The following is a 13,679-nucleotide window of genomic DNA, read 5'->3' as shown; positions in this document are numbered from 1 at the left end:
CCCACTTCAACACTACATCATTAAACCGAAAAAAGGGTTTCTTAAGCTTACAAGAGGTATCTCAATACTACATCAAGCAATTTTTAAAATTACATTATTGATTAGTTTTTATTGTTGTAACAAACAAAAAATCTCAGTTGCGCTCGCAACTGAGATTTTAAATAAGAAAAAATACATGCCGTTTTATTGCACTAATACTTTTACTGGAGAAAACCCGTCAACTTTCAGTAAATATAGGCCATTGGCCATTGTACTTGGCAATTGAATATTGATAATACCTCCTAAAGAAGGGAATGTATTACTGAGTAATATTTTGCCTTCCATAGACATCATTTGTACTTTTAGGAAACTTGCATTAGTACCATTCAGCATAATTTGCAAGCGATTATTAATAACTGGATTAGGAAAAACGCGCAATGATGTAGTTGAACCGCCTACTACAATCGACTTGATATCAAATACAGTCGCTTTACCATCTTTGTCTACTTGTGTTAAGCGATAATAATTAATACCAATGGCTGGTGTATTATCTTTTACTTGATAATTTTTAATACTACTTGAATTGCCATTGGCAAATATTGTAGCTATTGTGGTAAAATTTCTACCATCAATACTTCTTTCTACCGTAAAATAATCATTATTGATTTCAGTAGCTGTAGCCCAATCAATAGCTACTGTGGATGGATTGATTAACGCAACATGGTAATCGCTTAAAACAACTGGTAATGTGGTTAAACAATTGGTACCTACCGTATAGCTATGTGGGCTTGCCGAAGAATTTCGCTCTCCACCTGAAGGCACGCCATAGGTAAAGTAAATACTACATACTGTACCATTAGCGATGGCTTTGGTAAATCTAAAATCAGGTCCAACAGCCGTCATATTATACCCTGGATAACCGCCAGAAGCACCTTCTCTAATATAAATTAAGGCACTACTACTACCCAAAATGCGTGTAAGTGGATGAAAGGTAAATGTTACCATACCGTTATTGGTTTCAGCTTTATAACTATAATCACCATTGGCAGCAGTGGCACAAAATCCTGTAGAATTATCTAGACTAACACTAATTTTTACCTCAGATGAAATAGTGGACAAAGTATTATTATCTGTTGCTTTTGCCGTAAGGCTATAATTACCTGCTGCAACACTGTTCCAATTATAAGTATACGGACTTGAAGTAGCTGTACCAATTAATGTGGCACCATTATAAAATTCTACCTTGCTAATAGTACCAGTTGCATCTGCAGCATCGGCTGTAATGGTGATATTGGCAGGTTCGGTATAGGTTGCATTATTTGCTGGCGATGTAATAGTAATAGTAGGCGGTGAAGCTGTAATGCCAGTACAATTAGCACCAACCGTATAACTATGTGGGCTTGCAGAAGAATTTCGCTCACCAGCTGGCGGTGTTTGATAGGTGAAATAAAAACTAACTGGTGTACCACTTGTAATAGTTTTGGTAAAAATAAAATCGCTTCCAGAAGCTGACATGGCATAACCTGGATAACCTCCCGTTAACCCTTCACGTACATAAATTAAAGCATACGTGCAACCAACAATAGGTGTTAATGGATGCATTGTAAAAGTGACCACATTGCCTACCGTAACAGCTTTATATTCATAATCACCATTTGCAGCTGTACTGCAATAACCGTCTGTATTAGGCGCATTTACTACAATATTTACAATAGCAGAGGTAGTAGATAACCCATTATTATCAGTAGCTTTAGCAGTTAATGGATAAGAGCCAGCAGCGACATTACTCCAAGTAAGAGTATATGGACTAGTAGCAGAACTACCTAATAATGTTGTTCCATTATAAAAATCGACCTTACTAATGGTATTATTGCTAGCGGCACTAGCTACGGCGGTTATAACAACACTGGCAGGTGCTGTAAAACTTGTAGCATCAATTGGCGAAGTAATAGACACCGTAGGAGCACCGGCAACACATTGGGTGCCTACTACATAACTATGTGGGTCTGTACTTGAATTTCTTTCACCACCTGCAGGTACATTATACGAAAAATAAAAGCTTGTGTTAATACCGTTGGCTATCGCTTGGCTATAAATAAAGTCGCTACCAGAAGCCGTCATATTATACCCAGGATAAGCGCCACTACTACCAGGACGAACATAAATAATAGCAGATGTACAACCCGCAATCGGACTTAACGGATGAAATTTAAAATATACAGTACCTGCATCAGTATATACCTCATAGCTATAATCGCCACTTACAGCAGTTCCTACACATGGGACTTTAGCGACCGTAATTGTTATCGCATCTGAAGTAGTGGTATTACCATTATTATCGGTAGCAACTGCAGTAATGTTATAATTGCCAATTGGCACATTGGCCCAATTAAAACTATAAGGGCTTGAAGTAGCAGTACCCAACAATGTAGTACCATTGTAAAATGCCACTTGCGTAATTGTACCATTAACCTCTGCAGCCGTGGCAGTAATAACAATGGTTGCAGGTGGTACAAAATTGGCGTTATTACTAGGAGATGTAATACTTACCGTAGGCTTAATAGGGTTTGTAACCACAATATTTACTAAAGATGAAGTTGTGGTAAGCCCCCCATTATCTGTAGCTATTGCAGTAATTGCGTAATTACCTGCTACAACATTTGCCCAACTAAAACTGAATGGACTAGTTGTAGATGTGCCTAATAAAGTAGACCCGTTGTAAAAATCAACTTTATAAATACTACCATCTGTATCCGTGGCATTTGTAGCTATAGAAACAGTTGCTGGAGCTAAAAAACTTGCATTATTGGCAGGTGAAGTAATGTTTATAGAAGGCGCTATATTATTTGCTTTTGACACAAATACAACCACTATAGCAGACGTATTAACAGCACCAGTATTGTCAGTTACTTTGGCAATTAAAGAATCTACACCGTTTGCAGGATTATTCCAAACAAAAGTATATGGACTTGTAGTAGCAGTACCTATTAAAGTACTGCCATTATAAAAGTCTACCTTGCTCACACTTCCGCTAGCAGAAGCATTAGCAGCAATTGTAATACTGCTAGGTGTATTAAAAATAGTATTCGTAGTGGGCGAAGTAATAGCCACTGTAGGCGCAGGATTTTGCAGAATTCCCCTCGTAAAATAAATATTGTCAAAATAAAAATCTGCTGCGCTTGTTGCAGGATCTCCTGCAAACATAAACGCTCCTTTTACCGAAAACAAATCAATATTATCGCCAATACTTGGATTATTAAAATCGGCAATAGGTATCGTTATCTCGTGCCAATTACCGTCTCTTACCAAGCCATAATTGGTGGTGCCTGCAGCAAAATTTAGCCATGTTTCTCCATGACCAGTATTTAAGCCTATTTTAAACTGCCCTGCATAACTTGTTTTAAAATGAAACTTTAAAGACCCAGTTGCAAAACCATTCAAGTTCACATAATTATTAGACACACCCATACCAAACCAATCACCGCTGTTGGCATGAACCGCCAGTAAATGATTTCCCTCATAGGGCACCGCATTGGGTATATTGGTTAAATTATTCCAATAATATAAGGTAGCGTTAGTTGCATAATTAAGAGAATCCGTTACAGGTGTGGTTTCTGTTAATACACCAAAATTGCCGCTTTTTGCATTGTTATTTCCCACATATAACTCATCGCCCGGGTTTTGATACAACTTTACATAATCTACATACATTTTACCTGGCAAAGGGGCTGTAATACCTGAGGCCGAGTAAATGCCTACATATTGCCCGCCCACTGCTACATTCATTAATAAAAAATGTGGGTTATGAAACTCTGTTAAATTAGGATCTGAACTAATATCGAAACTATAATACTCTACATTATCTAAATACATTTTAATGTATTGACTCGTCCACACCATTTTATACAAATGATAATCTGCCGATAAATCTACAGCGGCATCTGTATAAGATACGTTGTACTGATGTGCACCACTTCCGTCGCTCCAATGCGCAGCAGAACTAATACGTTTGTTACCAACGGCAGCAGCTAATGCAGCTGCAGAACCGGCTTCCATCATATCAATTTCGCCAATTGAAGGCCAGCTAGCACCAACAGTTCCTAGCGTCCAGAAGGCTGGCCAAAGACCATTTGTCATACTAGGCAATTTTATCCTAGCTTCAATGGTGCCATATTTAAAATGTATTCTACCTTCAGTTTTAATTCTTCCAGATGTAAATGCACTATTTACAAAATTTTCTTTCAGCGCAGCAATAACAAGGCTACCGTTTTCGGTATATACATTTTGAGACCTACTTGTATAATATTCTAACTCTGAATTACCCCAACCAAAACCTGCAGCTCGTTGACTACCATCACCAAAATCGTATGTCCATACATTGGGATTAATACCTGATGAATCAAAATTTTCTTGCCATACTAGCGTTTGTGCATGGCTATGTTGCCACCCAAAAACGGTTAAAAGCAAACAAAATAATAAACGCAAAATATTTGCGGTAAACTTGGTAACATTTTGGCTAAGCATGTGGCTGTGTTTTTTTTGTAAAAAGATAGCATAACCATTACTTTAGTAACAGCTATCAAATTGAAATAGAAAATGGCAATTGTAGGAACTTCAAATAATGGGGAGAAAAGAACAGTCTTGTTTTAAAGGCAAAGCGTACTACGCAATTATTTTCGTATAATTTGTTCTGTAAAGCTATTGTTATCTACATCCATGTACTAATATTTTACTACAACATTACTACATCAATAAAGGCTAAAAAAGCTAATTTCAGTACAACTTTAGCTACCTCACAACTACATCAAGCTTAATTTTATACTTTCACACTTCAAACGATTGTAATTGCAATGAAACAACTACTAATAGCTTTGTGCTTTCCCATTGCTGCTCTATGCCAAAATACAATTGGCTTGCCAGATATTATTAATTATACCAAACAAACGTATAATGCGGGCTTGCAAAACTGGGATATGCAGCAAGACAAAAACGGTAATATATATTGCGCCAATAACGAAGGCTTACTCACTTTTGATGGGAAAAACTGGAACATTTATCCCCTACCCAATAAAACAAATGTACGTTCAGTAGCCATTGGCAGCGATAACAAAGTTTATGTGGGTGGCCAGGACGAAATAGGTTATTTCTCACCTGGAAAAAATGGCTTACTACAATACACAGCTTTAACGCAACTAATACCCATAAAAGACCGAACGTTTGGGGATGTATGGGATATAGTAACTGTAAAAAATAATATTTTTTTTCGCGCCGCAAACAAAATATTCAAATTTAACAGTCAAAGCTTTGAAACATTTAATGCACCCAGCGAATGGGCTTATCTAGGTATTTGCAATAATGTATTGTTTGCGCAAGATTATAAGCTGGGTGTTATGACATTTACTAATAATATTTGGCAACCATTATTTAACACCAATATATTGGCTACTAACGATCCTATTACAGCCATTTTACCTGCTTCAGGCGATAGTATTTTAATAACAACACTTAAAAATGGTTTGTACATACTTGCACAAAATCGATTGACAAAGCTTAATTCGAGCAATGATCAACTATTTAAACACGATCGTATTTATGCAGCAACAAAAGTGACGCAACAGTATACCGCCTTGGCTACCAATAATAATGGTGTCTATATTATTGATTTAAAAGGCAATATTATTCAGCGATTTTCTAAAACAGAAGGCTTGCAAAACAACAATGTGCTCAATATTTTTCTAGATAATCAAAGTAATTTGTGGCTAGGACTAGACAATGGTATTGATTTGATAGCTTATAACAGTGCCATTAAACATATTACACCAGCTTTACAAAATGGGTCAGGCTACGCAGCTATTATCAATGAGAATAGATTATACATTGGTACATCTAATGGTTTATATAGTGTGCCTCTTGAAAATAACATAAAAGATATTAGTTTCAGCAAAGGAAATTTTTCATTGGTCAGCAACACATTTGGGCAAACTTGGGGGCTTGCATCAATCAACAATCAATTGCTACTTGGTCATCATGAAGGTGCTTTTACCATTGTTAATAATAGCCTACAATCTATTTCGCCAAATAGCGGCTTTTGGAATTTTATCCCCACTTCTGCTACATTTCCTACCAAGCAAATGATTGCAGGTAATTACCGAGGGATTTCATTTTTCGATTTCAACAATGGAAAATTTACAGAAACGCTTCAATTACCTGATTTTCATGAATCTTCTCGTTTTTTCGCTATAGATAAAGATGACCATATTTGGGTATCCCACCCTTATCATGGCGTATATCAGATCATAAAAAATACCAACGGCTCATTTACCAGTACCAGTTTTGGTACAAAGCAAGGCTTGCCATCTTTATTGAATAATCATGTGTATAAAGTAAAAAACGAAGTAGTTATTGCCACGGAAAAAGGTGTTTACAACTATAATTACGCAAAAAATACGTTTGAACCTTCATTATTTTATAAAAAAATACTTGGCGACCAAAGTATTCGCTATTTAAAAGAAGACCAATCGGGTAATGTTTGGTTTATTCACGAGAAAACGCTGGGAGTAATTGATTTTTCAGGCAAAGAACCCATGTTGATTTACTTGCCAGAATTGAATAATAAAATGCTTAGCGGTTTTGAATTTATTTACCCTGTGAACGATAATAATATTTTTTTGGGTGGTGAAAATGGTTTTTTTAATATCAACTATGAAAAGTATAAAAATAATTTGCCCAAGCTTCAGGTACAAATTAGGGCTGTAAAAATTATAGATAAACGTGATAGCCTCATCTTTGGAGGATATTTTAAAGATGTAAACGAGGCACAAATTCAAGATGCAACCGCAATACCGAGCATTAAAAGCAATTGGAAAACCATTCATTTTGAATTTGCTGCGGCCCTTTTTGGTTACCAATCAAACCTTACATATAGCTACCGGCTCAAGGGTTTTGACGATACGTGGAGCGAATGGACAAAAAGAACTGAGAAAGAATATACTAATTTACCCGAAGGTAAGTACACGTTTGAAGTAAAAGTACGCAGTAATTTAGGTAACGAATCGGCTGTTTCAGCTTATGCATTTACCATTTTACCGCCTTGGTATGCGAGCATTTGGGCTAAATTATTTTATCTAATTCTGCTTGGTACAGCTTTGTACTATATTAACCAATGGCAGCATAAGCGCTTTGAGAAAAAGCAAGCTAGCATAAAAGAAGAACAAAAACGCCAGCTTTATATAAGCGAATTAGAATTGAGTAAAACTGAAAGTGCTTTAGTAGCATTACGTAACGAAAAATTAGAAGATGACATCAACTTTAAAAACTCCGAATTGGCTTCTTCTGCTATGCATTTGGTAAAAAAAGGCGAATTGTTGACCAAAATAAAAAGTGAACTCACGCATATTATGAAAGGGCTTGATAATACGCAAGCCATTGCTGAGATAAAAAAACTCATCAAATCGCTAAGTGAAGATGATAATATGGACAAAGAATGGGAACATTTTAGCAAGCACTTTGACAAAGTACACAGCGATTTTTTGGTAGAACTAAAAGAAAAACACCCAACCATTACCCCAAATGAACTTAAACTAAGTGCCTACTTACGCATGAATTTATCTACCAAAGAAATAGCCCAATTAATGAATATTTCTGTACGTGGTGTAGAAATAAGCCGCTACAGACTGCGTAAGAAGCTAGAATTACCATCAGAAACGAGCCTGTTTGACTATTTGATTGGTATTCAGGGGAAGGTGTAAATACTGAAGATAAGTTAATAATGTTTTTCTTTTTAAAATAAATGCATACAAACAATTAAACAATAAGCCTAAATTGATATTATATAATAATAACTGAAAGACAATTTGCTACCGACCGATATAAGATTTAAATTTTTTAAATGTATTAAATTGAATTAAAAATTTAAATTAAAATAATAATATTTATAAAAATATTATTTTAATAAATTAATACCGTTCACATAATAATGTGTAATACTATTTTTATTAAAAAAAATTTACACAGTCTTATTATTTATGTTTTTAAAAAAGCGGTAGTTCAGCAAAATAGATGAAACAGACAACCCAACTACTAAACCAATCCAAATACCGGCTGCCCCCATGTGATAGGTAAAGGCGAGTATATACCCAACAGGAATACCAATTACCCAATAAGCAATTGCCACGTAGATGGTTGGTCGCACCACATCTTTAATACCACGGCACAAGCCCACACCTATGGCTTGCGTAGCATCAGATATTTGAAAAACCGCCGCATAAAACAGTAACATGGTAGAAGTAGTAACCACGGCGGCATCTTGGGTAAAAATATAAGGCAAGTATTTACCCAAAGCAATTAACAATAATCCAGAAAAAGCACCATACAGCAAGCCACCAATAGCGGTGCTTTTGCCAATGGCAGCAATAGCTTCCGCTTTACCACGGCTATACGCATCACTCACACGTATAGAGCCTGCCATAGAAAACCCAAGCGAAGCCATAAAAGTGGTAGATGCACAATTTAATGTCACTTGATGCGATGCCTGCTGAACAGCACCTAGCCAGCCCACCATAATGCCAGAAATGGAAAAAGCACCTGCTTCCATACAATATTGTAGGCTACTCGGTATACCGAGTTTTAGCATCTCTTGTAGGGTACTCAGCTTTACCTGCCAGGCTTGCTTGCGCAATTGTATGTATTGTGTAAATAATGGGTGTTTAATTACTACCACCATCATAGCAATTGCCAATAAAATTCTAGAAATAAGTGTAGCTAACCCTGCACCATTAATACCCAAAGCGGTCATACCCAAATTGCCATAAATAAATACCCAGCATAAAAATGCATTAATTGGCAATGAAATAACGGATAAAATCATGGCCGTTTTGGTAAATTGTAACGCATCGGTAAACTGTTTGGTAGCCAAAAAAACCATCATAGGCAGTAAACTATAACCCATAATAATGAGGTAGTTTTTTGCTAATGTAGCCACCGCAGGTTCTTGCCCTATATGGTGTACATACAAGGACAGCAAATGCACCGTTACAGCCAATACCGTACCTGCCACTATACTCAATACCCAACCATTAAATAATATGTGCGATGATTTCTGAAAATCGTTTTTACCATTGGCAATAGCCACCAAAGGGGTTATGGCAATCATTAATCCCATACCTATTACTAAAGGAATAGCCACTATATTAGACACCAAAGAAGCCGCCGCTAACTCGCGATAACCCAATCTGCCAATCATAGCAGTGTCTATTAAACCATAAGCAACCTGCGTTAAATTACCCAATATTAAAGGAATGGCAATTTTTAGTGTTGCCCTAAATGCCTGCATCATCATAAGTGGGTAAAATAGTGGTGTTTGCCTTACGGGAAACCAGAAACATGGTTATTAAACTGTTGCTAGGCTCTTATATCAGCGTTTTCGTAAATGGTTTTTGTGCCCCCGTCAAAGCCAATAGCTACCATTTTAGCAGCAAGTTGCACCGATGTTACGCCCACATTTGGGTAAATTTTCACCATTAGTTTATACAGTCTGCGCATCCATAAATACATACTGTTTGGCTCTTTACGAGGGGTTACAGGGTAAATATAACCTGGTCTAAAAATGTAAGTATGGGCAAATTGTAATGCTAATAATTGATTCTCTGCTATGCCTTTTGCCTTAGCAAATAATATCTTACTCTTCTCGCTGCTATCAGCCCCTTGACCGCTTAAAAAGCAAAACGAAGCGCTAGCATTTTGTTCACGTAATGCTTTGGCAAAGGCAATGGTATAATCTATCGTTATGGCATTAAACTCAGCAGCAGGCACCTGACCTGTGTACACACCTATGCAGTAAAAGCAAATATCTTGCTGTTGCAAATGTTCTGTAATAGTGGTGTAATCTGTAAAATTATCATGCACCACATTTACCAACTTAGGGTGCTGCAATGCTAAAGGCTTTCTAGTAATGCAAGTTACTTGTGCCACATCTACCCTACTTAAACACATATCTACAATTAAACTACCAATCATGCCATTCGCACCAGTAATTATTACCTTTTTCATCCGTTACAATTTATCAAGTTTATAGTAGCCTAAATGCAATTCATCCGCTATGATGTTGGCTGTTGGTTGTATTGCAAGGCTGTATTTTTTCTTTAGCGCCTTCGGCAAAATGTCTTTAATCTCAAACACATCATCCACATCAATACCATACTTATCATCAACATGCGACGGTGCGCCTGTAAAGCCTGTGTGCTTGTAGAAAGCCGTTTGCTTGGCTTGCGCAATAGCAGCATCTTTATCGCTAGCTACTACCAACATTTTATAATGAAATTCGTCAAATTCGCCACGCTTGTAACCACCTAAATTAATAAAGAAGAGTTTGTTGGTTTGGTCAGCAATTGCCTCTGATTTTTCTACCACCGAAATCTCAAAACCATCTACCAAGGTTACGGTTCTAAAAGCATCTACATGAATAATGCCTTTTGCTTCTGGCCAAAACTCGAGGATTTGCGGTACCAATGCTTTTGGATTTTCCCCTATGGCAAATAGAATATCATGCTGTTCAGTAAATCGGCCACTTGGGCGACAACCTAGCAGCAACATGTAAAGTTTTAATTCTTGTAATGAAAACACAACGATGTGGTTTTAATGAGGTGTAAATATCTGTGGTTAGCAAATAAAAATCCCTCAAAGATTACCTTGAGGGATTGAATGTTTTGGTTTCTTGGCGGAGAGCGAGGGAGAACCTTCACTTCTTTAAAAATCAATCACTTACAAGGTCTACATTTTCTTATAGACTAATTCACTCCTATCAACCACTTATAAAGTCCGTTCACTTTTACGGACAAATTTTGTTTTTTATACTACCCTTCACTTTCTTTAGAACTACCTGAAGCCCCAATCTTATCCATAACTTTTAAATCAAACTTTGTCTCCTCATTTTTTAAATATCCAGTTTTACCCATGGTAAATATTTCTTTAGATGCAAGAGTCATTACTAGCTCTTTTGTATTTGGATTTTCAAAACCTCTCATTATGGTTAAAGCTGAATCTAAACAACTAGCTTTATGCATATTTACTGCATAGGAATGCATAAGTGAGTTGTAATTTTTTAAACAGTATTTTAATAATACTAGAAGTATTGTAATGACAAGAAACCTAACAAGCGTTCTTTTAGCTAATTCAAAATAAAATAGTACTTTCTCTTGCGATAATAAAAAATTATCAGCTTTTGAAGCATCAAATGCCTTCTTAAAATCATCCCCAAAACACCAGGAAAAGAAAATACTAAACCCTATCAGTAATATAATAATTACAATTGTTGCAGTTATCCATTTTTCAGACCTTTTTTTTGCATCATCTGCAATATCGCCAAAACCTACTTTTTGTTTTTCAATTTTCTTTTCAGCTAAAAGAGTGCTATTTGTTTCTTTAATTGAATTGATTTCCTCTTGAAGTGCCTTAGTTAATTCATTGAATTTTTCCTCTTGGAATTTTTGAGATGACTGAATTTCGAATATTTGATTACTAGCATTCTCTTTAAGAGTTTCAAGAAGAGCTTGCTGTTCTGTAACTAATCTATTCGCTACCTGGTTTGAAATATTTGCTATTGCATAACTAATCTCATACAGCTCAGTTAATATGTACTTTAAAAAGTTAACCTTCTGATTTAGTGACATAGAAAATCCTTCTTCTACATTTTTATCGCAGAGTATAACTCGCTTTATCACATTTTCAATCTGTTCATTGAATAGGACTAATTTTTCTTGCTGAGACTCCAAAAAATGAATTTGTTCAAAAATTTTCCCATTTGTATCTGCAATTGTGTTTTTGAAGTAGTGGTAATTTTGAAACAAATCAGGATATTGATGCAAAGCTTCTTCCGTAATTGTTACAACAAAACGTGAAATTCTTGCACCAAGAATTTCAATTTGCTTTCTTAATTCTTTCATCTTTAAAAAGTAAGGCGGTTTATATTTATCTATATCAATTCATCAATTAAATGTGCCACTTCGGGGAAACGGTTTTTATAGTCTAGTAGATAGTTTAAAATCGTTTCGTCATCGTCATTTCTAGGAAAGTTTGCATCTAATAGTATTTTCTCGCATAACTCGCCTAGCGGTGTACTGTCGTTTTTTAAATTTTGGATTGCTAGTTCTAAACTCATGTTAATCAATAATTTATTCGACTCGTTTGGTGTCTTCTGCTTTAAGAATTAAAAATAGTATTCCTAGGCTTCTTGTAATGGTTAATGCAACTGCAAGAACTGCAACTTGGGTTAAACCATAGAAAGTACCCGCTTTAATTGAATCTGAGTTTACCCAGCTTAGATATAGGACTACAAATACAAGCACAAATTCTTTTAGTGCGCCTTTAAAAACTTCTACTATTCCATTATAGTATCGTTGAGATGAAAAAAGTAAATGCAGGGCACTTTGAAAATTATTATTGACTTTTAATTGCTCATTATTATCGCTTGAGCATCTTGTCTCAATTCTCTTTGAATCAATATTTGCTTTAAATGTTACAATGATTGTTAGTGCAGCTAGTATAAATCCTGCAAGTGATACACATGTACCTATTAAGGTTGATACGATATTTAATTGATTAACTTTATCAATATTCTTAATAATAAATAATGGCTTATATCTACTTACAGCAAAAAATATAATTGACACAAAGCTGTCAACAAGAATTGGACTCTTTAGGTATAATTCTATTAATTTATCTGCTCTTGTATCGTACCTTTTCATTGTATATTTTTCTTAAGTATTTGACCCTGCATTTTTTCAAAAATATCTGCAGATACAACACTTCTATAGTTTTTCTTTTTTAAAACACTAATATCGGCAACTTCTTTATCTAACAGAAAGTCAAAGTCTTCTAGCAGTTCATTTTTGTTCTTGTCTTCAGACCTCACCTGTAGTGTATTAAATAATTTTCTATTTTTATCAGGATTATCTTTAAGGAATTTTACTAGATTAAAAATACTTTTATTAACTTCTGACGTTTCTACTCTTTGCTGATAATCAAATTTTAAAACAATGGTTGCATACTCGCTATCAAATTCATCCAAAGCAGCTTTTAATGCAGTATACGTTTTTAAATCGCCACTTCTAATTTGCTCAATATTGCTTTTATGTACCTTAACTATAAACTCTGAACATTTCTTAATTCTTTCTTGAATAGTTTCCAAAGTGTTTTTTACAACAGGTCTATAATTAAGTTTATTTATTAACTTCTTAAATGTACCAACCTTATGAACGTACTGAAGAAAGTCATTAAACCTAGCGCCAAATTCATTGTACTCGACTGCAACTACAGGAATATCTTTTGTATAATCAATTACGAAGTGTACAGTATCCACAATACCGTCAATTTTCAACTCTTCAGCATCTATACCACTAATTTCTTCTGTTGTAAAGTTGATAAATTCAGGAAACAAATCAGTTCTTACACTTAATAACTTACCAGTAATAAGCTTCCTGTCTGCTTTAAATTTGACCTCTTGCATGAATATTCTTTTGTTACCATACTGTTGGTAACGAACTCCCGATTTGCCTAGCTTAGAAAATGCACTAAAAAATTCCCGGAATTTATCTCCATCGGTAGGTGTATTTTCTTCGTGATAATCAAATTCCAATTGGTAAAAATGAATTTTTCTTTTAACTTTTGATTCAGTAGCCATTGTGATTATTTTTTATTAGTTATTA

At 35.3% G+C, this 13,679-nt stretch carries 9 protein-coding genes; 1 reads left to right on the top strand and 8 read right to left on the bottom strand.

Annotated features, from left to right (window positions below; genetic code table 11):
• Nucleotides 1-183: 183 nt before the first annotated feature.
• On the bottom strand, nt 184-4,503 hold the full coding sequence (locus tag ACFOW1_RS09705; RefSeq protein WP_379013919.1) for an Ig-like domain-containing protein: 4,320 nt from the start codon (nt 4,501-4,503) through the stop codon (nt 184-186).
• Nucleotides 4,504-4,829: 326 nt separating this feature from the next.
• Between ACFOW1_RS09705 and ACFOW1_RS09700 the strand changes: the two genes are divergently transcribed.
• Nucleotides 4,830-7,727, top strand: coding sequence for a ligand-binding sensor domain-containing protein (locus tag ACFOW1_RS09700; protein WP_379013918.1), 2,898 nt, complete (start codon nt 4,830-4,832; stop codon nt 7,725-7,727).
• Between the two features lie 257 nt (nt 7,728-7,984).
• Here ACFOW1_RS09700 and ACFOW1_RS09695 read toward each other — a convergent pair whose 3' ends face one another.
• The 7 genes from ACFOW1_RS09695 to ACFOW1_RS09665 form a co-directional block, all read right to left on the bottom strand.
• Complete coding sequence (locus ACFOW1_RS09695; RefSeq protein WP_379013916.1) at nt 7,985-9,316, bottom strand: MATE family efflux transporter; 1,332 nt, start codon at nt 9,314-9,316, stop codon at nt 7,985-7,987.
• A gap of 62 nt (nt 9,317-9,378) precedes the next feature.
• A complete protein-coding gene (locus tag ACFOW1_RS09690) occupies nt 9,379-10,026 on the bottom strand; it encodes an NAD(P)H-binding protein (RefSeq protein ID WP_379013915.1) in 648 nt (215 codons plus the stop codon).
• A gap of 3 nt (nt 10,027-10,029) precedes the next feature.
• Nucleotides 10,030-10,599, bottom strand: a complete 570-nt coding sequence (locus ACFOW1_RS09685) for a DUF1543 domain-containing protein (protein WP_379013913.1) — start codon at nt 10,597-10,599, stop codon at nt 10,030-10,032.
• Between the two features lie 230 nt (nt 10,600-10,829).
• Nucleotides 10,830-11,918: a hypothetical protein gene (locus tag ACFOW1_RS09680; RefSeq protein ID WP_379013911.1), complete on the bottom strand. Its 1,089-nt coding sequence runs from the start codon at nt 11,916-11,918 to the stop codon at nt 10,830-10,832.
• A gap of 29 nt (nt 11,919-11,947) precedes the next feature.
• Complete coding sequence (locus ACFOW1_RS09675; protein ID WP_379013909.1) at nt 11,948-12,133, bottom strand: YozE family protein; 186 nt, start codon at nt 12,131-12,133, stop codon at nt 11,948-11,950.
• Between the two features lie 13 nt (nt 12,134-12,146).
• A complete protein-coding gene (locus ACFOW1_RS09670) occupies nt 12,147-12,719 on the bottom strand; it encodes a hypothetical protein (RefSeq protein ID WP_379013907.1) in 573 nt (190 codons plus the stop codon).
• Nucleotides 12,716-13,654 (bottom strand): hypothetical protein, encoded by a 939-nt coding sequence (locus tag ACFOW1_RS09665; protein WP_379013906.1) that lies wholly within the window; start codon nt 13,652-13,654, stop codon nt 12,716-12,718. Before ACFOW1_RS09665 ends, ACFOW1_RS09670 begins: the two co-directional genes overlap by 4 nt.
• Nucleotides 13,655-13,679 lie beyond the last annotated feature (25 nt).

Source organism: Parasediminibacterium paludis, assembly GCF_042651445.1.
GTDB lineage: Bacteria > Bacteroidota > Bacteroidia > Chitinophagales > Chitinophagaceae > Parasediminibacterium > Parasediminibacterium paludis.
This window is presented reverse-complemented; position numbering and strand designations above follow the sequence as displayed.

Excerpts from the sequence above, each read along its gene's own strand:
- ACFOW1_RS09665 (WP_379013906.1), bottom strand. The coding sequence starts at position 13,654 with ATGGCTACTGAATCAAAAGTTAAAAGAAAAATTCATTTTTACCAATTG.
- ACFOW1_RS09675 (WP_379013909.1), bottom strand. The coding sequence starts at position 12,133 with ATGAGTTTAGAACTAGCAATCCAAAATTTAAAAAACGACAGTACACCG.
- ACFOW1_RS09695 (WP_379013916.1), bottom strand. The coding sequence starts at position 9,316 with ATGATGATGCAGGCATTTAGGGCAACACTAAAAATTGCCATTCCTTTA.
- ACFOW1_RS09680 (WP_379013911.1), bottom strand. The coding sequence starts at position 11,918 with ATGAAAGAATTAAGAAAGCAAATTGAAATTCTTGGTGCAAGAATTTCA.
- ACFOW1_RS09690 (WP_379013915.1), bottom strand. The coding sequence starts at position 10,026 with ATGAAAAAGGTAATAATTACTGGTGCGAATGGCATGATTGGTAGTTTA.
- ACFOW1_RS09705 (WP_379013919.1), bottom strand. The coding sequence starts at position 4,503 with ATGCTTAGCCAAAATGTTACCAAGTTTACCGCAAATATTTTGCGTTTA.
- ACFOW1_RS09700 (WP_379013918.1), top strand. The coding sequence starts at position 4,830 with ATGAAACAACTACTAATAGCTTTGTGCTTTCCCATTGCTGCTCTATGC.
- ACFOW1_RS09670 (WP_379013907.1), bottom strand. The coding sequence starts at position 12,719 with ATGAAAAGGTACGATACAAGAGCAGATAAATTAATAGAATTATACCTA.